23 protein-coding genes are annotated in these 23458 nt (G+C 49.7%); all 23 read right to left on the bottom strand.

What is annotated here, in order from left to right; translation table 11 throughout:
• Positions 1-13: 13 nt before the first annotated feature.
• Positions 14-1837: a polysaccharide biosynthesis protein gene (locus DX130_RS25495; RefSeq protein ID WP_116050162.1), complete on the bottom strand. Its 1824-nt coding sequence runs from the start codon at positions 1835-1837 to the stop codon at positions 14-16.
• Positions 1838-1873: 36 nt separating this feature from the next.
• Entirely contained in the window at positions 1874-2566 is a 693-nt protein-coding gene (locus tag DX130_RS25490) for a CpsD/CapB family tyrosine-protein kinase (RefSeq protein WP_116050160.1), read from the bottom strand.
• A complete protein-coding gene (locus DX130_RS25485; RefSeq protein WP_116050159.1) occupies positions 2547-3314 on the bottom strand; it encodes a YveK family protein in 768 nt (255 codons plus the stop codon). Before DX130_RS25485 ends, DX130_RS25490 begins: the two co-directional genes overlap by 20 nt.
• A 98-nt stretch (positions 3315-3412) precedes the next feature.
• Entirely contained in the window at positions 3413-5521 is a 2109-nt protein-coding gene (locus DX130_RS25480; protein WP_116050157.1) for an S-layer homology domain-containing protein, read from the bottom strand.
• A 111-nt stretch (positions 5522-5632) separates the two neighbouring features.
• Positions 5633-6418, bottom strand: coding sequence for a tyrosine-protein phosphatase (locus DX130_RS25475; protein ID WP_116050155.1), 786 nt, complete (start codon positions 6416-6418; stop codon positions 5633-5635).
• 340 nt (positions 6419-6758) lie between these two features.
• Positions 6759-8285 carry a lysine--tRNA ligase gene (gene lysS, locus DX130_RS25470; RefSeq protein ID WP_116050154.1) on the bottom strand — a complete coding sequence of 509 codons (1527 nt, stop codon included), beginning with the start codon at positions 8283-8285 and terminating at the stop codon, positions 6759-6761.
• Between the two features lie 72 nt (positions 8286-8357).
• Entirely contained in the window at positions 8358-8834 is a 477-nt protein-coding gene (gene greA / locus DX130_RS25465; protein WP_116050152.1) for a transcription elongation factor GreA, read from the bottom strand.
• A 286-nt stretch (positions 8835-9120) separates the two neighbouring features.
• Positions 9121-10155: a tRNA dihydrouridine synthase DusB gene (gene dusB / locus DX130_RS25460; protein WP_116050151.1), complete on the bottom strand. Its 1035-nt coding sequence runs from the start codon at positions 10153-10155 to the stop codon at positions 9121-9123.
• 8 nt (positions 10156-10163) lie between these two features.
• Entirely contained in the window at positions 10164-10376 is a 213-nt protein-coding gene (locus tag DX130_RS25455) for a helix-turn-helix domain-containing protein (RefSeq protein WP_116050149.1), read from the bottom strand.
• Positions 10328-10882: a 2-amino-4-hydroxy-6-hydroxymethyldihydropteridine diphosphokinase gene (folK, locus tag DX130_RS25450; RefSeq protein ID WP_116050148.1), complete on the bottom strand. Its 555-nt coding sequence runs from the start codon at positions 10880-10882 to the stop codon at positions 10328-10330. The genes DX130_RS25455 and folK overlap by 49 nt, the downstream gene beginning before the upstream one ends.
• Positions 10860-11246, bottom strand: coding sequence for a dihydroneopterin aldolase (gene folB / locus DX130_RS25445; protein ID WP_116050146.1), 387 nt, complete (start codon positions 11244-11246; stop codon positions 10860-10862). Before folB ends, folK begins: the two co-directional genes overlap by 23 nt.
• Positions 11247-11306: 60 nt before the next feature.
• Positions 11307-12167, bottom strand: coding sequence for a dihydropteroate synthase (gene folP / locus DX130_RS25440; protein ID WP_420818558.1), 861 nt, complete (start codon positions 12165-12167; stop codon positions 11307-11309).
• 103 nt (positions 12168-12270) lie between these two features.
• The gene (locus tag DX130_RS25435; RefSeq protein WP_116050145.1) at positions 12271-13164 is read right to left on the bottom strand and encodes an aminotransferase class IV; all 894 of its coding nucleotides are present in this window, start codon (positions 13162-13164) and stop codon (positions 12271-12273) included.
• Positions 13161-13742, bottom strand: coding sequence for an aminodeoxychorismate/anthranilate synthase component II (pabA, locus tag DX130_RS25430; RefSeq protein WP_116050143.1), 582 nt, complete (start codon positions 13740-13742; stop codon positions 13161-13163). Before pabA ends, DX130_RS25435 begins: the two co-directional genes overlap by 4 nt.
• Positions 13743-13771: 29 nt before the next feature.
• Positions 13772-15385, bottom strand: coding sequence for an anthranilate synthase component I family protein (locus DX130_RS25425; RefSeq protein ID WP_116050142.1), 1614 nt, complete (start codon positions 15383-15385; stop codon positions 13772-13774).
• A gap of 128 nt (positions 15386-15513) precedes the next feature.
• Positions 15514-16452: a cysteine synthase A gene (gene cysK, locus DX130_RS25420; protein ID WP_116050140.1), complete on the bottom strand. Its 939-nt coding sequence runs from the start codon at positions 16450-16452 to the stop codon at positions 15514-15516.
• Between the two features lie 139 nt (positions 16453-16591).
• Complete coding sequence (locus DX130_RS25415; RefSeq protein ID WP_165861455.1) at positions 16592-17554, bottom strand: peptidylprolyl isomerase; 963 nt, start codon at positions 17552-17554, stop codon at positions 16592-16594.
• A gap of 19 nt (positions 17555-17573) precedes the next feature.
• The gene (gene hslO, locus DX130_RS25410) at positions 17574-18476 is read right to left on the bottom strand and encodes an Hsp33 family molecular chaperone HslO (RefSeq protein ID WP_116050137.1); all 903 of its coding nucleotides are present in this window, start codon (positions 18474-18476) and stop codon (positions 17574-17576) included.
• Positions 18477-19250, bottom strand: a complete 774-nt coding sequence (locus tag DX130_RS25405) for a type III pantothenate kinase (protein ID WP_116050135.1) — start codon at positions 19248-19250, stop codon at positions 18477-18479.
• Entirely contained in the window at positions 19247-20131 is an 885-nt protein-coding gene (gene nadC / locus DX130_RS25400; protein WP_116050133.1) for a carboxylating nicotinate-nucleotide diphosphorylase, read from the bottom strand. Before nadC ends, DX130_RS25405 begins: the two co-directional genes overlap by 4 nt.
• Positions 20124-21737 carry an L-aspartate oxidase gene (gene nadB, locus DX130_RS25395; protein ID WP_116050132.1) on the bottom strand — a complete coding sequence of 538 codons (1614 nt, stop codon included), beginning with the start codon at positions 21735-21737 and terminating at the stop codon, positions 20124-20126. Before nadB ends, nadC begins: the two co-directional genes overlap by 8 nt.
• 76 nt (positions 21738-21813) lie before the next feature.
• Positions 21814-22752 carry a quinolinate synthase NadA gene (nadA, locus tag DX130_RS25390; RefSeq protein ID WP_116050130.1) on the bottom strand — a complete coding sequence of 313 codons (939 nt, stop codon included), beginning with the start codon at positions 22750-22752 and terminating at the stop codon, positions 21814-21816.
• A 284-nt stretch (positions 22753-23036) separates the two neighbouring features.
• Positions 23037-23429, bottom strand: a complete 393-nt coding sequence (locus DX130_RS25385) for a VOC family protein (RefSeq protein WP_116050129.1) — start codon at positions 23427-23429, stop codon at positions 23037-23039.
• Positions 23430-23458 lie beyond the last annotated feature (29 nt).

Below are 23458 nucleotides of genomic sequence, written 5' to 3'. Positions count from 1 at the left end.
AATTATAGTGTTTTTACGATACATGAGAGTAGAAAGGAACTAGCCGCTCAATAGCAGCCTTCACAGAATGATGATCCTCGCCCAATACTTTCTCAAATCTTCTAAATTGCATATCCAGTTCTGCTCGATTAATGTCCGAAGGCTTGCCAATGTAGATTCGCTCATGCTGCGTGGCTGTTGTCGCCTCCGATTCAGTCAATAACTCTTCAAATAGCTTTTCACCTTCACGCATACCACTGAACTGCACCTTAATATCTACGTCTGGTTCGAATCCTGATAATCGAATAAGATCTTTAGCCAAATCAAGAATACGAACAGGCTTGCCCATATCAAGAATAAAAATTTCTCCACCCTTTGCATACGCACCAGCTTGAATAACCAACTGCACGGCTTCGGGTATAGTCATAAAATATCTCACCATGTCTGGATGAGTTACCGTAACCGGTCCGCCGGCTGCAATCTGTTCCTTAAACCTCGGAATTACACTGCCGCGACTTCCAAGCACATTGCCGAAACGGACAGCAACAAATTGGGTATTGCTTGTCGCGTTAATGCTCTGAATATACATTTCCGCAATGCGTTTGGTAGCCCCCATAACACTGCTTGGATTTACAGCCTTGTCTGAGGAAATCATTACAAAACGTTGCGTTCCATACTTGTCCGCGGCATCCGCAACATTCTTCGTTCCAAACACATTATTTTTAACAGCCTCCGACGGATTACGCTCCATAAGAGGAACATGCTTATGTGCTGCGGCATGAAACACAACCTGAGGCTTAAAGCTGGCAAAAATCTCATCCATACGGTCCCGATCCTGAATATCCGCAATGACGGTCTCCAAGTGCACATTAGGAAACTTATTTTTGAGTTCCATCTCAATTAAATATATACTGTTCTCGCCGTGACCTAGCAATAATAGTTTGGATGGCTGATAAGAAGCAATTTGTCTGCAGAGCTCTGATCCAATAGATCCACCAGCCCCCGTAACCAATGCCACTTTATCCGTTACATAGTCCATAATGCCTTTCATATCAATGTTGACGGTCTCTCTACCCAGTAAGTCTTCAACCTCTACGTTCCGCAAAGTTTGAACAGCCAGGCGTCCCGTAATGAAATCATTAATGGCCGGTATAATCTTTACCTTTGCCCTCGTTAACTTGCAAATGTTAATAATATCTGAAATGTCCGAACGCTTAGCGGACGGCATAGCAATGACAATGTCATGAATATCATATTTCTGAACAATAAACTCGATGTGATCACGGCCACCCATTACGGGTACCCCCATCACTTGCATATTCCGTTTATAGCCATTATCATCAATGAAACCTATAAGACGACTCCCCTGAAAGCGATCGCTTGTCATGATTTCTTTTGCTATGAGTGCGCCACAATCGCCCGCACCTACAACTAATATATTATTAGGTTCCTCCGACTTAATAGATCGATTTACTCTTATTAACCGCCATAGAAACCTGGACCCGCCCATTAGAAGCAACATGAGCTCCAGTGTTCTAGAGCCTATTGACAGTGGAATTCGTTCACCAAAAATAAGTGAAGCCACTGTATAAGACAAAACCATCCCAATTACAATAGCTTTAAAAAGCTCAAGGATCTCGCCAATACTGGCATATTGCCACATTCTTCTATACATTCTAAAGAAAGCAAGGCTGCTACCGCAGATAATAGTCGTCACAACTGCAAATAACAGCATTTGCCCCTCATAACGGGGAGGAATGCTTCCATTAAAGCGGAACAGATAGGACACCCCTATGGCCACCCAAATGATGATAATATCAACCACCAAAATTATTAGCATCCTTCTTCTGTAACTCATTCTGCTCATTCCCTCCGCCGTTGCAACAACTATGTCTTATTTTTCATCGGTGCCATAATAATAGTAATATGCCTCTTCTTTTGCCCTTCGCTTTACGTTGTTTAAAACCACACCCAAAATGCGTGCATTTACACTTTGCAGGTTTTGTACAGCCTTCTTACCAATTTCTCTCTTTACACGACCTTGGTCGACAACTAGTACTACCCCATCGCTTTTAGTAGCTACAATTTGTGCATCCGTAACTGCAAGCAATGGCGGTGTATCAATGAGAATAACATCATACTTTTGTCTTAACGCATCAATAACAGCAGACATTCTCTTGGAATTCAGCATCTCCGCCGGGTTGGGTGGTATGGCTCCAGCCGTAATAATATCCATGCCAGGAACATTTGAATGTTGAGTTGCTTCTTCTAATGAGCATTGCTGAGACAAAACCGACGACAGACCAAATCGATTAGAAATGGAGAAGGTATGATGTGCCGTTGGTTTACGTAAATCAGCATCGATCAAGACAACTTTACGCTCAGACTGGGCGAACGTAATAGCTAAATTGGTAATGGTGGTTGACTTACCCTCGCCAGGACCAGCTGAAGAAACCATAATAACTTGCATTTTTTCATCAATTGACGAAAAATCAATGTTAGTCCGTAACGAACGATAAGACTCCGATATAGGAGATTTAGGATTAGTCAGCGTAATAAGCTGACGTTTATTTTTCGATTGTGACACGCTCTAATTCACCAGCCTTGTAAGTTCGGGTAGTTGCTTGGGTTCGTGTAGAGTTCTGCTCCTCCGGATTCATTTTCGAAATCATGGCAATAGTAGGCAGACCCAAATGCTCAAGGACATCCGCTTCTGTCTTAATCGTGTCATCCATATATTCAAGCAAAAATACAATCCCTACGGATAACATAAGAGAGACAATAAAAGCAATTGCGATATTCAGAGGAACATTGGGAGAGACAGGCCCTGGCTGCGCGTTAAGATCTGCTTCATTAAGAATGGAAACATTCTCTACTTTGAAAATATGTTGAATTTCCTCCTGGAACACACTAGACACGGCATTTACCGTTTGAGCTGCTCTCTGATAATTCACATCTTCTACAACAAGTGTCATAACCTGAGTGTTATTTACCGAGCTTACTTGAATATGTCTAACTAACTCTTGGGCGGTGTAACCAAGCTCAGGATATTGAGAGACGACTTTATCCAGGATTGCTGGTGTTTTAATAATTTCTTTATAAGTATCGATCATGCGAATATTCGTATTAATTTGGTTAATATCGAGTTGTTGGGTCGCTTGCTGCGACGAGGTTTGGTTAACGATTATTTTAGTAGAAGCTTCATAGATGGGATCCTTAAAATAAATGCTATAAGCCGCAGCGAGTGCAGAACAAATAACAACAATAGATAGAATTAACGCTAAACGTTTACGAATAATGGACAGATATTGCCGCAAATCTAATTCATTAGTCACTCTGACTACTCCTCCGTTGACTATAGTAAGCTCGTGCTTTCAAGAAAAAATCTTCCTCCCATCTGCATGAGAGGAAGATTTAAATTGTTTATGCAATATTAGTTCGCGTTAATTGCACGGTAGATAATAACAGCTGCTTGCGCACGTGTTGCGTTTGCGTTAGGAGCGAACTTGCCGTCACTGCCAACTACGATATCTTTGTTAGCCGCGAATGCAACGCCAGCTCTCAAAGTTTCATTGATTTGGTTAGCATCAGCAAATTTAGCCAAAGCTGCTTCGATGTCAGCAACATCATTCGAACCATTTACCAGTTGCAGTGCACGAGTGATCATTGTAGCCATCTCAGCACGCTTGATAGGAGCGGAAGGATCGAACTTCGTAGCGGATTTGCCTTTGATGATGCCTTTTTCCGCTGCAGCTGCCACATAAGGAGCAAACCAATCGTTTGCATTTACGTCAGAGAAGTTTTCAGTAGCGGAACCGTTCTCCAGATCAAGAGCACGAACCAGCATTTTAGCGAACTCAGCACGAGTTACATTAGCATTTGGATCGAATACGCCATCTGCTTTGCCGTTGATAGCACCTTTAGCTGCTACAACTTCAATTGCACGACCAGCCCACGAAGATACATGAGCAATGTCACCAAAAGTTACTTTGTTTTCTACAACTACGTAGGAGGAGAAGCTGTCACGCGATTCGATTACCGAAGTATCCGTTACACGTCCGCCATGGAACTCGAGTCCGCTTTCTAGGATCTTAGCTGTGGACAACAATTCTGTGTCCAAGCCAGTGGTGTCGATCAGTGGCAATATAATTACGACAGGACGATTGAAAGTTGTTGTAGTTGTGCCGTCTACTGAAAGGCTGAAATCATATACTTGGGAAGCAGCTTTCAGGCCGCCCAATACAGAATCATCTGCATCCGATTTTTTGAACCCAAAGTCAATTTTCTTGGAGAATGTACCGCCAAATGGAATATCAACGCCAAATGCTCCAACTTTCAAGGAAATTGCAGGAGCTTTTGCTTTGATTGCAGCTGCAACAACACTAGCTGTAAGTGTAAAAGCCACTTCGTTCTCCGAAACATCCCCAGCGTTTACTACAAGTTTCGGTGCGTTGTAGGACACGTTTGCAGCTTCTTGCAGCTTTGCAATAATAGCACCAATGCTGTTAAGTGCTACTACAGTAGTAGACTCATTAATGGAAATAGTAGCTTTGCCGTCAACTGCATCTACCTTAGCGGATATAACAACCAACTTATTAACAAGCTCGTCCACTTGCTTAACAGCATCTTCGATCAGCTTAGCTTTTTCTTCATCGGTAGCAGTAGCAAGCTTGGTTTTTAGATCGTTCAGGTTATTGACCAAAGTTTGAGCTTCAGCTGTAATTGTATTGTCTACGATTGGGCCGGCTTCACCGCCACCACCACTAGTACTGTTAATTCTCTTATAAACTGTATAAAGTGCAGTCGCAGCTTTAATGAACAAGTTATCATTCTTAACTGCTGCTTTTGTAGCAGATATAACAGCAACAACATCTGTAGTTTTAACTTCATATTCCAGGAATACTTTTTCAATTTCGTATTCATTATCAGGAATTGCATTCAGCACTTCTTGGAATAATTTATTAACTGCTTCTGAATCCCCCAAAAGATCTACCAATTGATCAATTGACTTCTTGTTAATAATCCTGAACGTTTCATTTTGAATCGCCAAGAAGTAACCAGCAATATCATTTACTGTCAGATTAGGTACACCAACTTCAGTTGCGTACTCTTGGATCAGATCGTGATGTTTTGCACGAAACTCTTCAAGCTTAGCTTCAGATGGTGCGTAAGTCAGTGCTATTGCATCAACAAAGACTTCTTCTAATGCATCTTTCTTTTCTTGATCATCAGGCGTATTACCCTTAACTAGTTTATTAACGATTGGCGCTACGATTTGACCTTTTTCAGAATCTTCAAGGGCATCCAATGCATTACGAAGGTCTCTAAGTGACTTTCTTTCATTGTCGGTTAGAGCCTTCTCAACACGTTCCAACTGCTTGATTATTGTCTGGTTCGGGAATTTAGCATCCGCTGCATAAGCAACATTACTTACCCCCAACCTTTCAGCCAAGCCTTTGTTGCTAAGCGGGATGCCTGCGAATGCAGACATAGCTACGCTTGCCGCAATTGTAGTAACTGCTAATTTTTTTCTTAGTGTCACTTTCTCTCACCTCTATAATTAGTTTAGGTCTCCATCGCAAAGATGAAAGACTAGTAAAACCGAAAGCCAACTTCCCTATGTAGCTCATGTAGGTCTTGGATGCCGCTCCTTCTACTTCTTGAAGAAGAAAGAATAGAACTTTTTTATATGAAAACCTGCCGAAGTCCTCAGTTGCGGAGGAGCTTCAAACGGGTTGTCCACCAAGACAGCGTTCGCATTTTGCTTCAAATGCTGGGACCACTGCTCACCCATACTTCGCTCTATAGCCTGATAGGCATCCTGCAAAAGAAATCCTCGCCGCTCCACATGATGGGCGTCGGAGGATACAAGATGGATATTCCCGCTCTTTAGGAGCGACCATGCAGACTGCTTGATACGCTTGCCGAATCCGCCAAGCAAGGAGTGAGTGGTGACCTGAGTGTAGGCCCCGAGTTCAATCAGTTCCATCAATCTGTCAGGATGCTTTACAACCTCCGCATTGCGTTCTGGATGTGCGATAATTGGCTTCAGCCCCAGAATACCCAGCTCATGAATGAGCTCTGCCATCCCTCTCGGAATACGAGACGACGGCATTTCCAACAATACGTAAGAGGAGCCGGCCAAGGTTAACAGTTCACCCCTGTGCCACGCTTCCAACAAATCGTCATGTACGCGTATTTCTTGCCCCGACACGATTCGAAGAGACATCCCCTCTGCAGAAAATCTGTCGTTCAATGTCTGCACGTGCCTGGACACGTCCCTCGCAGCATTGATATAGACTCCATTTGCATGATGAGGAGTTGCGATAATGACGTTGATTCCCTCCTCTATAGCTGCACGAGCCAATCGAAGCGAATCTTCAATATCTTGAGCGCCATCGTCTAACCCGGGTAGAATGTGTGTATGGATATCTATCATTTAACTCACGTCTTCCTGCTAGAAGTATAGGTGTCACTCTAGTTATCGGCAAAAACTAACCAATTCTTTATCGAGGACTTACATCCATAGCAGGTAACTTATCCCGGTCTACTTAATACCTATCAGTATATCCCACTATTTCCATCACGGTAAAGTCAAAATCTGACAAAAAAGCTCCTGAACTATGCTTTTTTTCAGAATTTGTTTAGAATTTGTCGATAGTTGATTTTGCTCTCTCTATATATACACCTCCAACTAGCATTTGGTTGCACTTTCCAGAAAATTTCTCAAAAAAAGTCCCCCACGAGCGTGGGGGACTGCATTCAGGCTATGATGTACACTATTCCGCAGAGCGATGTTCACGCATATGTGGGAACAGCAGCACGTCACGGATGGACGGAGCATCCGTCAGCAGCATGACCAGACGGTCGATACCGATTCCGAGTCCCCCTGTAGGCGGCATGCCGTATTCCAGCGCTCTAATGAAGTCATCGTCCATGTCATGCGCTTCGTCATTGCCTTGCTCTTTCTCTTCCAGTTGAGCTTCGAAGCGCTCACGCTGGTCGATCGGATCGTTCAGCTCAGTGAACGCATTAGCATGCTCGCGAGCTACGATGAACAACTCGAAACGATCCGTAAAGCGCGGATCGACAGCGCTCTTCTTCGCAAGCGGCGAGATCGCAACCGGATGACCGGTGACAAATGTCGGCTGAATAAGAGTCGCCTCGCATCGCTCCTCGAAAAATGCGTTCAGAATATGGCCGAACGTCATGTGAGGCTCTACCGGAATCTTATGCTCTTTCGCCAAGGCGTGAGCCTCTTCATCCGTTATTTGAATGCTGAAATCAACGCCGGTTACTTCTTTGACAAGGTCAACCATGCTAACTCTGCGCCATTGAGGCGTCAGATCAATGTCTTGTCCTTGATACTTGATCTTAGTCGTGCCAAAAACCTCTTGCGCGATGTGCGCAATCATATTTTCAGTGAGAGCCATAATATCCTTGTAGTCGGCATAAGCCTCGTATAGCTCAATCATCGTAAATTCAGGGTTATGGCGTGTGGAAATACCTTCATTGCGGTAGACGCGTCCGATCTCGTATACCTTCTCCAGTCCGCCCACAATAAGACGTTTCAAGTGAAGCTCGATTGCAATACGCATGTACAGCTGCATATCCAATGCATTATGATGCGTAATAAATGGACGTGCAGCGGCGCCGCCTGCAATGGAATGCAGTGTAGGCGTCTCTACTTCCAGGTAACCCAGGGAGTCCAGATAACGACGCATGGATTGAATGATTTTGGAACGGGAGATGAACGTCTGTTGAACATCCGGGTTCACGATCAGATCAACGTAACGCTGACGGTAGCGCAGCTCTACGTCCTTAAGGCCGTGATGCTTGTCCGGAAGCGGAAGAAGGGACTTCGTCAGCACGTCCACATCCAGCGCCTTGACCGACACCTCGCCTGTGTTCGTCTTGAAGACAACGCCCTGTACCCCTACGATATCGCCGATATCAAGCAAGTTGAATGCTGCGAATTTATGTTCTTCTACCGAGTCTTTGCGCACATAGATTTGAATGCGGCCAGACAGATCCTGAATATGGGCGAACCCAGCCTTGCCCATGCCACGCTTCTGCATGATACGGCCGGCGATGCTCACCTTGTTGCCTTGCTCCTCTAGCTCTTCCTTGCTGAAGCCTTCGTAAGCGCTCAGAATGTCCTTGGCATTATGCGATCGCTCGAACTTCTGGCCGAACGGGTCTACGCCAAGTCCGCGAAGCTCATCCAGCTTGTCTCTCCGAATTTGTAGAAGTTCGCTCAGTTCCTGCTCGCTGTTCTGGTTGTTATCATGTTCCACTTCATTCATCTCCTTATTGCATTCGGCAAACGTTCAAAAAGCTTCCGGCAAGGAAGCTTTCGAAATCGTGAATCGCATACCTTATTTTTTGATATCGATAATTTTATATTGAATAATGCCCGCCGGTACGTTAACCTCTACGACTGTGCCCTGCTTCTTGCCCAGGATCGCTTTGCCAACGGGACTTTCATTCGAAATTTTGTTCTGCAGTGGATCCGATTCCGCTGTACCGACGATCGCGTATTCCATCGTGTCGCCGAATTCCAGATCTTCTACCGTGACGATCGATCCGATGCTGACGATATCGATGTCAATATCATCATTATTAATGATACGAGCGTTGCGAAGCATCTTCTCCAGCGTAAGGATACGGCCTTCGATAAACGCTTGCTCGTTCTTCGCGTCCTCATACTCCGCGTTTTCGCTAATGTCGCCATAACCGATCGCGACCTTGATCCGCTCTGCTACTTCACGACGTTTGACCGACTTTAGATTCTCGAGCTCCTCTTCAAGCTTCCTCAACCCGTCCTGAGTCAGAATGATTTGCTTATCGTTCATCTTTCCCATTCTCCTGTCGTGTGACTAATTTTTCATACATTGTATGAATTCACTGTTACTTAATATATTACGCATGATGACCATCATACCTGCTGACGACTATGGTGTACTGCAACCTATTTGTTAGATTATATTGCACGATTATATTGCATGGTACCTTGAATGTCAATCGGAGCCAGTCGCGTTATTGAAACCGTTTCACTTCTTCTCCAAAATGGAAAAACGACGACAGGCGGTTACTGTCGACTTATGTCGAATAACCGCCTTAAGTGTCTTCTCATTGTAGTTAATGAACAGCTTCCTCTTGGGCAGCAGGGCCAGATGCGCTTGATGCAGCGCTTGCTCCCTCATCCTCCAGTGAGTGGATGAAGTTCTCCAAGATCGTGACCATCCGGTCGCGTCCCGTCTCCTCCATGATAACATCCTTCACGCGGGCGCCGCCCGGCAGTCCTTTCAGATACCACGCCAGATGCTTGCGCATCTCGCGTACCGCACCCGCTTCGTTCTTAAGCGCGATCAGCCGATCCAAGTGAAGAATGGCCACTTCCATCTTCTCGCGCGGGGTTGGATCCCCGAGCAGCTCGCCAGTCGCTAGATACTGAATCGTACGATACAGCATCCACGGGTTGCCCAGCGCGCCGCGTCCGATCATGACTCCGTCCACGCCTGTATGATCCAGCATCCGCTTGGCATCCTCTGGCGAGAATACGTCGCCATTGCCAATGACGGGAATCGATACCGCTCCCTTAACGTCTTTTATAATGTCCCAATTCGCCTTGCCGGTATACAATTGCTCACGCGTACGGCCGTGCACGCTGACAGCGCTGCCGCCCGCTTTCTCAACCATACGCGCATTCTCGACTGCATACACATGCTCGTCATCCCAACCGATCCGCATTTTCACGGTCACGGGCTTGTCGACGGCATCCACAACGGCGGATACCATTTCATATATTTTATTAGGGTCCAGCAGCCAGCGCGCACCTGCGTCGCACTTGGTCACCTTCGGTACCGGACAGCCCATATTAATGTCGATAATATCGGCATTCGTCTGCTTGTCGACGACTTTGGCGGCTTCTACCAGCGATTCGCGGTCGCCCCCGAAGATCTGCAGGCTGAGCGGCTTCTCCCGTTCATCTACGTACAGCATCTCCAGCGTACGCTTGTTGCCGTGCAAGATCGCTTTGTCGCTCACCATCTCCGCACAGACTAGCCCTGTGCCGAATTCCTTGGCAATCAGTCGGAAAGCCGGGTTGCACACGCCTGCCATCGGTGCCAGCACGACTCTATTTTTCATCTCGATGTCTCCGATTTTCAGCATGTCGCTCCTTATTCCTCCTTCATGGTCATCAGTTCCTCGTAGCTGATACCGAGCGTCTTGGCGATATGGTTCAGCAGCTTGGGATCATTCTTCCTGGTGCCTCGCTCCAGCGATCCCAGTACCGCCACCGATACGCCAAGCTCCTTGGCCAGCTCTAGCTGTGTATAGCCCTTCAGCTTTCGAAAGGCTCTGACGCGCTGCGCCAATTGATTGTTTTCCATAATGTGATGCCTTCCTTTCCTCCCCGAAGCGCCGCATGAGACGCAGCCTGAATCCCTTCGTGCAAAGGATGCGAATCCGAGATCACATCATGCAAGGGAACAAGCACGAACGCCCGCTCCATCATGCGCGGATGCGGCAGCGTCAGCTCCTCTTGATCCATTCTGACATTATCGTATAGCAGAAGATCAAGGTCAATGGTTCTTGGTCCCCAACGTTCATGTCGAATTCTCCCGAGGAAGCGCTCCTGCTCTAACTGCTCGCGCAACAGATTCAATGGTTCAAGCGCGGTGGACACGGCAATCACCATGTTCAGGAAAGGGGGTTGATCGGTGTATCCGACCGGCTCCGTCTCATAGATGCCGGATACGCGCAGCACGCTAATATCCGGATGAGAATCAATTCGTTCAATTGCCTCCAGAAGCAGCTTCTCACGCTCCCCCATATTAGAGCCAAGCGCAATATAAGCTTCCGCATTCCGGGGGTTACACTCGTACAATTCGTCCATCGGCATCCCGCTTTCTCGACAGCTCAATCGTCACGCCGTCAAAGTGAATATCGAACGGCGGATGCGGCTTCGTTACGCGAACGGTCACATGATTGATCATAGTATAAGCTTCTAAAACACGCGATGCAATATTCCCCGCCAGCGCTTCAAGCAACTTGAAAGGAGACCCTTCTACTATCGACTTCGCCAGTGCATGCAGCTCCGCATAGTTCACCGTATATTCGAGATCGTCCGTAACAGCTGCCTGTTCCAGGTCTATGCCCAGGTCCAGATCGATATAGAACTGTTGCCCAAGCTTGTTCTCTTCCGGGAATACACCGTGATACCCATAAAAACGCATTCCCTTTACTGTCATTCTGTCCATGCTCTCATCTCCACTCCTTCCCAATTGCAGCCCTAGAAAAAACAGCTGCGATCGCTATCCTTATCCGCGATAGAGGATCGCGTCTGTCATTAATGCGGTTCGCTTAATCGCCTGAACGTCATGCACGCGCACTATTTGGCAGCCGCGCGCAATGCCAAGCGCCACTGTCGCCGCCGTACCTTCGATAAGCTCTTCTACCGGCAAGTCCAGCGTCTGTTTAATGAATCGCTTGCGCGAAGTGCCAAGCAACACCGGGTAGCCAAGTGCTGTCAGTTCATCCAGACGATCCATCAGCTCCAAGTTATCCTCATATGTCTTCGCAAAGCCAATGCCAGGGTCAAGCCAAACGTTATCGTTCTGGACACCCGCTCTTTTGGCTATATCCACACTGCTCTTCAAGTCCGCCAGCACATCGGGTACAAAATCCGTATAGTCCCGCGCATGTCGATTATGGTTAAGGATGACTGGAACGCCATATTGGGCAGCGACAGCCGCCATATCGGGATCGCCTCTCAGCCCCCATATATCATTAATAATATGCGCCCCCGCTTCGAGGGACTGCCTCACAGTAACAGCCTTGTACGAATCAACCGAGATGGCCACTTGCGGCAAGGCTTCACGGACAGCTGATATGACCGGCAATACCCGACTCAGCTCTTCCTCCGCGCTAACCGCCTCAAAGCCCGGCCTGGTGGATTCTCCGCCGATATCCAATATATCAGCTCCTGCCGCTACCATTCCCTTGGCGTGGGCAACCGCTCGATCAATATCGTTATAACGGCCCCCATCAGAAAAAGAATCCGGCGTCGCATTCAGAATGCCCATAATTAGCGTGCGATGGCCGAGTTCCAGCTTCACACCCCCGCCGAGATCGTAGGATCGCTTCCAGTAAGTCGGTCTATGATTCATCATCTGCGGCATCTCCCTTCTCTCTTTGCATCCCGTGCAGGCTCTATCACGATGCAACTCACTCATTCCGGCTAGCTTTCCCCAATCCTGGGACAACCTATTACCTCGTCATATATCACTTCAGAGTATCAGACCGGTATAATGCTAGCAGCTTCATCGTAGCAGGACCCGCTACTCCCCCGCTTATCACGAGCCTCGTATCGGAATCATAGCGCGTTAGTAGCGTCACAGGTACGAGCTCCTGAATCGAGTTGGTCATCCATATCTCATCAGCAGAAGCAAGCTCCTCCCAATGATAGCTGCCCTCTTCTACTCCATATCCTGCTTCGGCAGCAAGCTCCAGCACACGCTGGCGGGTTATGCCAGGGAGAATTCCCGTTGCTACAGATGGGGTCCGGATAATCCCGCCCGTTATGAAGAACAAATTACTAACGATCCCCTCGGACAACCAGCCTTCCCGAGTCAACATCAGCCCTTCCGCTCCAGGACTCGCCGGCATGACATGATCGCCGCTGAGGCCAAGCAGTTCTCTCTTGGCGATCATATTGTTCATATAATGAAGAGATTTGAAGCGCACCGATCCCTCGGGCGTATTCCGCTCCGTGCGCAGTAGGCGCAGCTCTTTCCCTGTCCTTACCGCTTCTTCATTCGTTGAGGGCAGCTCCTTCACAAGCAGGACGACATTCGGCTGCGTGTAATCCCCAGTCGGCAAGCCAAGCGCGCCTTCACCGGCGCTTACCGTCAACCGCACATACCCATCCTCTAGTCCGTTCTCCTGCAAGAGCTTATCGATCCAGGTCTCCAACTCACCGATGCTCAGCACGAATGGGATGCCCAGCTCTGCACAGCCAGCCTTCAGACGGCTTCTATGCCGCTCTAGCAGATAAGGCCGTCCATTATAGGTGCGGAAGGTCTCAAACAAGCCCATACCGTACAAAAAGCCGTGATCATAGACTGAGATCACAGCTTCGTGCGCTTCAACCACGTTTCCGTTCAAGCCAATCTTCATTGCACAACGCCGGAGCCATGGCGCAAGAAATTGCGAAGCATGGTATGTCCATGATCGGTAATAATCGATTCCGGATGGAATTGCACGCCTTCAATCGCGTATTCCTTATGCCGCAGTCCCATAATCTCGCCCTCTGCCGTCTCTGCGCTAATCTCCAGGCAATCCGGCAGCGTCTCCCTGCGAACAATTAGGGAGTGATAACGTGTAGCCGTGAAAGGCGACTCCAGTCCTTCGAAGACTGTCTTGCCATCATGCAGGATCGGCGACGTCTTGCCGTGCATCAGCTTCTCTGCGCGCACGACCTCACCGCCGAACGCTTGTCCAATCGCCTGATGACCCAGACAGACACCGAGAATAGGGATCTTCCCCTTGAAACGGTCGATCAACGACAAGCTGATCCCTGCTTCGTTCGGCGAACAAGGTCCCGGCGAGATCAAGATATGATCGGGCGCAAGCTCCTCAATGCCGGTCAGATCAATCTCGTCGTTACGCTTCACGACGATCTCTTCTCCCAGCTCGCCCAAATATTGCACCAGATTGTACGTGAACGAATCATAGTTGTCGATTACGAGTATCATGTTCCGCATCCCCTTTGTCCAAAAGCTTATTATTGAAGCTCCGCACCGTTGTCCTGCTCTCCTGATTGGCCCTCTGCGAACCATTCGCTATATTGAATGGCCTTCCACAGCGCCTTGGCCTTGTTCATCGATTCCTCGTATTCGCGCCCAGGATCGGAATCGATCACAATGCCCGCTCCGGCTTGGATATAGACGATTCCATCCTTAATAGCCATTGTTCTAATAATAATATTAAATTCCATATCCCCGTTATAGTCAATCCATCCCATCGATCCCGTATACGGGCCTCTGCGCACGGGCTCCAGCTCTTCAATAATTTCCATCGTACGTATCTTCGGAGCGCCGGTAATTGTGCCGCCGGGGAAGGTCGCAGCCATGACATCATAGGCATCTTTGCCCTCCGCAAGCTCTCCATCCACCTGAGAGACCAGATGCATGACGTGAGAGTAGCGCTCAATGACCATCAGTTCCTTCACCTTGACCGATCCATAGGTAGAGATACGCCCCAAATCATTGCGCTCCAGATCGACCAGCATTATATGCTCGGCTCTCTCCTTCTCATTCGTTCGAAGCTCTTCCGCGAATAGAAGATCCTCTTCCTCCGTGCGCCCTCTCCTGCGTGTACCCGCAATCGGCCGCGTCCCCAGCTCACGACCTTTCAGCTCAACCAGAAGCTCCGGCGAAGCCGACACCAGCTGGAAGTCCGGCGACCGCAGCATCCCCATATAAGGAGAAGGGTTGAACAGCCTGAGCCATTCATACAGCTCCTCTGGCGGCGTCGATACGGCTTTGGATTGGCGCTGGGCCAAGTTAACCTGGAACACGTCGCCTTGCCCGATATAGCGCTGTACAGTCCTCACAGCGTCCATGTACATGTCCTTGGTAGTAGGCGATTCGATGCCCGGTATCGCCTTAACGTCAATATGAAGCGATTCCCCCTCCATATAGGCCTGCCTGCTCTCCTGCAGCTTCTCCGCTCTGTCGCGCGCCTTCTCTTCCTCGAACCAGGTCAGCCAGTAATCGGCCATACCTTCTGCTCGCAAGAAAGCCTGGTCATAGACGGCCCTCATCTCTTCATCCGATTGACCAAACGACACAGGGCTGTGTACGACACAGTAAACGACGTTTCTCTTGTGATCGACGACCCAAATCTCGTTCATCCTCATGAACAGGTAATCCGGCAGGCCGGAATCATCCAGCGCGATTTCTGGCAGACGCTCAATACTGCGTACAATATCATAGCTCCAAAATCCAGCGCAGCCGCCCAGCCACTTCGGCCCTTCGGAATCTGTCAGCCGCGGCCCACAGCCGTCGCTCATCCAGGCTCGGACAACTTCTAGCGGCTTGCCCTTCCACTGTCTGCGCTCCTGCGACTGCTCATCCAGCCCGCGGAAGTCAATCGACTCCGCTTGCAAACCCTTGCCCTTAATGACGCTGTCCGGATGCAGACCCAGATAGGTGAATCTCCCATCCTTGCCGCTCTCCAGCACGAAGGCATACGGCGATGCGTCCTGCCAAGCTTCCTCCCAAGAGATGACCTTGCCTCCTGACTCTCTCTGAAGAGGCAGCTCCTTCACTAGAGGCAGCGTCGTATAGGTTTGTTCGGCGCGCCACCGAATCCACTCTTTCCAAGCGGTGACCATCCTGTAAGTCCCCCGATCCCTGATGCTTATTTCGCTCAGTATACAGAAATGCCCGGCAAAAGAAAAGCGCCTTCCATCCCGAAGAATGAAAGGCCCTTCTTATTAGCTTTATAGTTGCAGCAAAGAGATTAGTTCTCGAAGTTGAACAGAGGCGTACTCAGGTAGCGTTCGCCGTTGCTTGGCACGATTGCGACTACACGCTTGCCTTTGCCCAGCTCTTTCGCTACTTTCAGCGCTGCATAGATCGCTGCGCCGGAAGAGATACCGCACAGAATGCCCTCTTCCTTCGCTGCACGACGCGCATACTCGAAAGCATCCTCATTCTCAACCGTAATGATACCGTCATAGATCTCACGGTTCAGGATATCCGGAATGAAGTTCGCGCCAATCCCTTGAATTTTATGAGGACCAGGGTTGCCGCCAGACAGAATGGGAGATGCCGATGGCTCAACCGCATAAATTTTAATATCCGAGAAGTTCTGTTTCAAGACTTCACCAGCTCCGGAGATTGTTCCACCTGTACCGATGCCTGCAATAAACGCATCCAGCTTGCCGTCCAGGGAATTGATCGCTTCTACGATCTCAGGACCTGTCGTCTCACGGTGAATTTTCACGTTTGCCTGGTTTTTGAATTGTTGCGGTATGAAATACGAAGGGTTCTCTTGAGCCAGCTCTTCCGCTTTGCGTACTGCGCCGTTCATGCCTTCGGAACCCGGCGTCAGCACTAGCTCCGCGCCGTAAGCGCGCAGAAGGTTGCGGCGCTCGATGCTCATCGTCTCCGGCATAACGAGAATGGCTCTATAACCTTTGGCAGCTGCTACAAGCGCCAGGCCGATGCCTGTGTTGCCGCTCGTAGGCTCCACGATGGTATCGCCCGGTTTAATGCGTCCTTCTTGCTCCGCTACTTCGATCATGCTGATCGCGATGCGGTCCTTCACGCTGGCACCTGGATTCTGGTACTCCAGCTTCACATAAATTTCCGCGCTATCCTCCGGCACGAGACGGTTCAAACGAACAAGGGGTGTATCTCCGATCAGATCTGTTACGCTTTGTACAATTTTCGCCATGGAATGAAAGTCCTCCTTATTCCGACTAAAATAGTTGGTTTTTGACTAACTACATCTTATCAATGTCTCGCTGATGTTGTCAATAGTCACTTTTGCTTTCTATTGGAAAAAAAAGACCGCGCTCCCAGCACGGTCGTGTTCACTTCATAATCATCGCATTATATCGCTTGAGCAAGTCGTCCTCCACAACATGAAGCGGCTTGGCCCGCTCCAGAGCGAGCTGCTTGCGCGCCCCTTCGAACAGTCGGTCGCTTGCCAAGTTGGTCGTTGAATTCCGGCCCGCAAGCTCTACAATCGCATAGCCTTGCTCCGACAATTCAATAGGCCCGGCGATCTCGGCAATCGACATGCTGGCAGCCGTCTTAAGTACCGCTTCATCGTAGAACGGATCATCGGCATCAATCATGCCCAAATCTCCGCCATCCTCAGATGTGAATTCATCACGGGAGTAGAGTCTAGCCATAGCTGCGAACGATTCACCATCCATTAGCTTTGCCAGCACGCTCTCCGCCTGCTCTCTCGTATCCGTCACAATCCAGCGCAAGTGAAACTGCAGCTGCGGCGCGAATTGCTCCGGATGCTCCTGCATATAACGATCTACGTCATGATCAGCTACTGCAATATCCTTGATCGCAAGCTGCTCCAGCAATAAGCGATAACGATACTCCGCATGAATCTGCTCCTTAGACAGGCCAAGCTGCTCCCTCATCATGGAGTAGAAGGCTTCCTCGCCCCCATAGCCTTCGGCTGCGGCGGCAAGCTCGCGATTCAACTCCTCCTGTGAAACGCGAAGGCCGATAGCCTTCCCCTCCAGATCAAGGGCGCGGCGGAGCATCATGACCCGCAGCACCTCATCTCCGTATTGCTTGTACAGCTCGCTTGTCAGCTCATCTCGTGTAATCGGCGTTCCTCCGACCGACGCAACGGGCTTCTGCCCGCTTCCGCCCCCAGCATTCGGAGCCGGAGGAGTAGTCTGTTCACCCGGATCGCTTCCCTTTAAGCCAGGCAGGGGCCATACCTTAACCATCACCATGCCCGTAAGAGCAATCATACAGATAGCTTGAAGGATGACCACAACCTTCAGAACCTCACTTCTCTTCATAGCCTTTGCTGCCTTTCTATTATTGAACCGGCTTCGGCTTTGCTTGCACCAGCAATTGCTCAAGCCGCTCCTTGCCAAACGTATACTTCTCATTGCAGAAGTGGCATACGACTTCCGCTTGGGCATTCTCTTCAATAATCAACCGCAGTTCCGCTTCGCCCAGGCTGATTAGCGTCTGCTCCACTCTCTCCTCGGAGCACTGGCATTTGAATACAAGCGGCATCGTATCGTGAATGACCAGATCGTCCCCTACAAGCCACTTAAGCAGCTCTTCTGGTGTCTGACCCTGAGCCAGCAGGGTAGTAACCGCCGGCATTTTCGCTACAGCCTGCTCCAGACGCGTAATCTCCTCATCTGTTAGGCCGGGCATCAACTGAACAATATAGCCTCCCGCATGGAGCACGGAATTATCATTCTCAACCAGTACACCGACGCCAACCGCCGATGGCGTCTGCTCTGATACAGCGAAGTAATAAGTGAAGTCTTCTGCAAGCTCGCCAGAGATAATCGGAACGCTTCCCCGGTATGGCTCCTTGAGTCCAAGGTCTTTGGTGACATAGATATCCCCTGACGTACCGACTGCACCGGCTACATCCAGCTTGCCCCTGTCATTGCTGGCATGATGGGCTTGGGGATTATCGACATAACCGCGGATTTCCCCGTATGCATTGGCATCCACCACGACTTGTCCGATGGGTCCGTCGCCCTTCACTTGAATCGTAAGCCTTTCTTTGCCCTTTAGCATCGCGCCCATCATTGCGCCTACTGACAGCGTGCGGCCAAGCGCGGCTGTCGCTGTAGGGAATGAGTCATGCCTGCGCCGCAGCTCCTCCACGATATTGGTCGTGCGGGCCGCGAATACGCGAATTTTCCCGCCCCAAGCCGTGCCTCGCACCAATATGTCCTTCAGCTGCTCTTCCATCTAGTAGCCCTCCTGATTGCGTTCATAAATAATTCTCAAGCCTTCCAGCGTCAGCAGCGGATCCACCTCTTCAATCGTATCCGATTCAGCAGCAATCAGCTCTGCAAGCCCGCCTGTAGCTATAACACGAGGATTCACGCCGAATTCGGCGCGAATTCGATTCACGATACCGTCAACTTGCCCCGCATAACCGAAAATAATACCTGCCTGCATCGAGGTCACCGGATTGCGTCCAATCACGCTCTTTGGCCTAGCCAGTTCAATGCGCGGCAGCTTCGCCGCACGCTGATAGAGCGCTTCCGTGGAGATCCCGATGCCCGGCACAATCGCACCGCCCAGATAACTGCCTGTTGTATCAATATAATCGAAAGTAGTTGCCGTACCGAAGTCTACTACGATAAGCGGATAACCATATTTCTCAATACCCGCTACCGAGTTTACGATTCGGTCTGCTCCCACCTCTCTCGGATTTTCATAACGAATGTTAAGCCCCGTCTTCACGCCGGGCCCGACAACTAACGGCGTCTTGCGCACATACTTAAGACAAAGCTGCTCCAGCGTCCGCATCAGTGGCGGCACAACAGAGGAGATAATGACGCCGTCCACTTCCTCTATCTTGATCCCTGCGTATAGAAACAAATTATGAATATTCATGCCATACTCATCCACAGTTGCCGAACGGTTCGTGCTTAGCCTCCAATGATACAACAGCTCCTGGCCGCGATAAATACCGAGCACAATATTCGTATTGCCTACGTCAATAACCAGAATCACGCTCGTCCGACCTCCTTCTTTTCGTTCAGATCCAGACTAATATCAAGTGCCTGGAACGAATAAGTCAGTCCTCCTACCGAGATGACGTCCACTCCGCAAGCGGCAATGCCATGAATCGTGTCCAGCCTCACGCCACCGGATGCCTCCACAATAACATGCGGCGTCTTTCCTTTAATCAAAGCAACGGATTCTCTCATTAAATCATGAGTCATGTTATCGAGCATAATAATATCAGCACCGCAAGCCATAGCTTCTTCCACCTGTGCCAGCGACTCCGTCTCCACTTCGATCTTCATCGTATGGGGAATTTGCTGACGCGCCGATGTGACGGCTGCCGTAATACTACCGGCGCCCTTAATATGATTATCCTTGATCATAACGGCATCGTACAAGCCGAATCGATGATTGAAGCCTCCGCCGACGCGCACCGCATATTTCTCTAGCATGCGATGGCCCGGTGTCGTCTTGCGCGTGTCGACCAGACGAACAGGGAGACCTTGGAGCGCATCGACATACGCCTTTGTCTTCGTAGCAATACCGGAGATACGCTGCATCAAATTAAGCGCAAGCCGCTCGCCAGTCAAGATACTGTGCGTGCTGCCTTCCACTTCAATTAGAACCGTCCCTTTTGTGACAAAGTCGCCATCCTGTACTTTTGCTTCAAAGGAAAGCTCCGGGTTCACAACCTCGAATACCAGCTTCGCCAGCGGGAGACCTGCAATCACGCCATCTTCCTTCACATGAATGACAGCCCTCGAGCGGGAGCCTGCTGCTATTGTCGTCTCCGTCGTAATATCTCCGCTGCCGATATCCTCTGCGAGCCAGCTTCGAATCTGGTCTCTCATCTGCGCATCATATCCGCCTGTCGTCCACTCAAACATCTTCAATTCGCTCCTCGGTCATGCCTTTTGTACGGTGCAGCACCGTATGCTTTCTCCATACCCGATCATCGCGGGCCGGGAAGTCCTCTCGGTAATGGGCACCACGGCTTTCCTCACGCGTTATCGCTGCTTCTGTCATCAGTGTCGCGCAAGTAAGCATATTCGCAAATTCAAACTCCTCGCGCTCAGTCAGAATGGACTGGAAGATCGGCAGTTGGCGTTTCAGCTCCTCCAGACCCTTCTTAAGGCCTGTCTCACTTCGCTTCAAGCCGACGTACCGTACCATGATCTTCTGCAGCTTCAAGCGTCTCTCGACGACGGCCTGCATGGAGGCGCTGTTGCGCTCCACTTCATTATAGAATTTTGGCTCCTTTTGCAGCGTTGGCATATGTTCAATCCGCTTCACAATGCGGCGTCCAAATACAATCGCCTCGGACAGAGAGTTGCTGGCCAGCCGATTGGCGCCATGCACACCCGTCGACGATACTTCGCCGCAGGCGAACAATCGCTTAATATTCGTCTCGCCATTCAGATCAGTCTTTACTCCACCCATCATATAGTGCATCGCAGGCGCGACCGGAATCCAGTCCGAGGTAAGGTCCAATCCGTATTTCAAACAATATTCATAGATCGTCGGGAAGCGATGCTTCACCATCTCCACCGGCTCATGGGTAACGTCCAGATAGACAAAAGTCGACTTCGTCGCTTCCATCTCGCTAACAATGGCTCGCGCAACGATATCACGCGGTGCAAGCTCAAGCTGCTCATGGTAACGATCCATGAAGCGCTCTCCTTTAATATTGCGCAGCACGGCGCCTTCGCCGCGCACGGCTTCCGAGATTAGGAATCTCGGCGCTCCAGGGTAGCATAGCGCTGTGGGATGGAACTGCACGAACTCCGCATCCCTTATGTACGCACCTGCCCGATAAGCCATGGCCACACCGTCGCCCGTTGCCACTTCCGGATTGGTCGTGTAGCGGTAGAGCTGACCCGCACCGCCGGAGCATAGGATCGTCGCTTTCCCTCGCACGAACAGCCGCTCGCCCCCAGGCTTTTGTACAATAGCACCGCAGCATTCACCATCCTGCGTAACCAGGTCAATGACAAAATGATCGTCCCATACTTCGATTTTCTCATTAGCGATCGCATTCTCGGACAAGGCGCGCACAATCTCATAACCAGTCGCATCGCCATTCGCATGCAGGATGCGCCGCTGGCTATGAGCGCCCTCCTTGGTTAAGGCGAACTCGCCGTTCTCCTGGTCGAACTGCGTTCCCATCTTAATAAGGCTATGAACCCCTTTGGGACCTTCATGGACCAGTACATCGACTGCTTCATCGGAGCATAATCCGGCACCCGCAATAAGCGTATCCTGCCGATGATAAGCCGGCGAATCCTCATCGGATATGACCGCCGCTATTCCACCTTGCGCATAGCGCGTGTTGCTGTCGAGCAGCGACTTCTTCGTAATCATTAGTACAGAGTGGTGCCTGCTAGCCCGTATAGCGGTAAAAAGACCGGCAATGCCGGCCCCAATAACGATGACATCTTTATCTATGACTGGCAGCTTGTCCAGCTCCACGTCGACCAAATATCTAGGAATCATAACGCTTAGCTCCTCCACCTCGGGGTCATCTTGATCTGCAATCTGCGACTAACGCGCACAAGTGAAGCAGCGCATGCTACTTCACTTGCAACATACGCTCGAGCGACAGACGGGCTTTGTCAGCAACAGTAGGCGGAACATAGATTTGCGGCTGCATCGTCTCGAGCGCTTTGACGAGCTTCTTCAAATTGTTCACCTTCATGTTGGGACATACCAAATATTTCGATGCGAAGTGGAATGTCTTGTTCGGACTGTCCAATCTCAGCTGATAACCAGTTCCATCCTCTGTTCCCACGATGAACTCTTGAACATTGGACTCTTTGCAATATTTAAGAATAGCCGTTGTGCTGCCGACAAAGTCGCCAAGCTCAACCACTTCAGGACGGCATTCCGGGTGGACAACGAATTGTGCGTTCGGATACTTCGCCTTCATCTCTTCCACGTCTTTCACCGTCAGCATATCATGCGTGTTGCAGTAGCCTTCCCAGATGATCATCTTTTTGTCGGTGTGCTGTTGAACGTAATGACCCAGGTTTTTGTCCGGCACCCAGATCACTTCATCGCCTTCCACCGAATTGACAACCTGGACCGCGTTCGCGGACGTACAGCAAATATCCGTCTCTGCTTTGATCTCGGCCGAAGAGTTAATATAAGTAACGACTTTCGCATTCGGATGCTGAGCCTTCAGCTTGCGCAGACCATCAACGTTCACCATATCCGCCATCGGGCAGCCGGCGCGTTCGTCCGGAATAATAACCGTTTTATTGGGTGCCAAAATTTTTGCGCTCTCACCCATAAAGTGTACACCGCAAAATACGATTACTTCGGCATCCGTCTGAGCAGCCTTCTGTGCGAGTAAGAAGGAATCCCCTCGGAAATCCGCTACTTCCTGTATTTCATCCCGCTGATAATAATGAGCAAGAATAATGGCATTACGCTCTTTCTTCAATTGCAACAGCCTCTCGCGCAGCTCACGATTCTGCTCCGCTTTGCGCTCCAGTGCTAATGCTTCCACGATAGATCCTCTCCTCTTATGAGGGATGGGCCTTCCCATAAAGAACGACAGTCCCATTCCGTTATGCGGCTAAGCGACTTTGTGAAATGATGCACAAACTTAGAGATTCGCTTGCCTGTAGTTTATACCAAAAGGGATAAATTCATTTGATTAAGATTTAATTTACACTTGGCAGATGGCTCTGTCAATGGATGTTTCCTCATTTTATAGAAAAGAAGCCCGTCCTTACCGGACGAGCCCCTTCCCGATGTGCGCCGCCACGTCTTAAGAGCGGTCCAACATTCTTATGCCAGATTAAGCTGCCATGTCACTCCGAATCGATCCGCCACCCAACCAAACTTTCGGCTAAAGCCGTATGCACCAAGCGGCATCAACGCTCCTCCGCCTTCTTCCAGCTTGGCGTAAAGCGAATCAATCTCTTCTTCAGACGAGCAATTCACGTAGAGGGAAATCGCTGGTGTGAACGTAAAATCATGCTTAAGGTTGCTGTCGATGCACATATACGTCTGACCATTCAGCGTAAAGCTGGCATGAATTACCTTGCCCTCTTCGCCGGGACCCTCCGGACCGTATCTAGCGATACTCAGTACCTCTGAGTTCTCGAATAGCGATACATAAAAGGTCATTGCTTCTTCCGCCTGTCCCTCGAACATCAAGAACGTACAGATTTTTTCCATGCTGTGGCTTCTTCCTTTCTATAAGTACC

The sequence above is a fragment of the Paenibacillus paeoniae genome (genome assembly GCF_003388735.1).
GTDB lineage: Bacteria > Bacillota > Bacilli > Paenibacillales > Paenibacillaceae > Pristimantibacillus > Pristimantibacillus paeoniae.
Note: the sequence above shows the minus strand (reverse complement) of the source record. Positions and strands in the feature narration are given on the sequence as shown.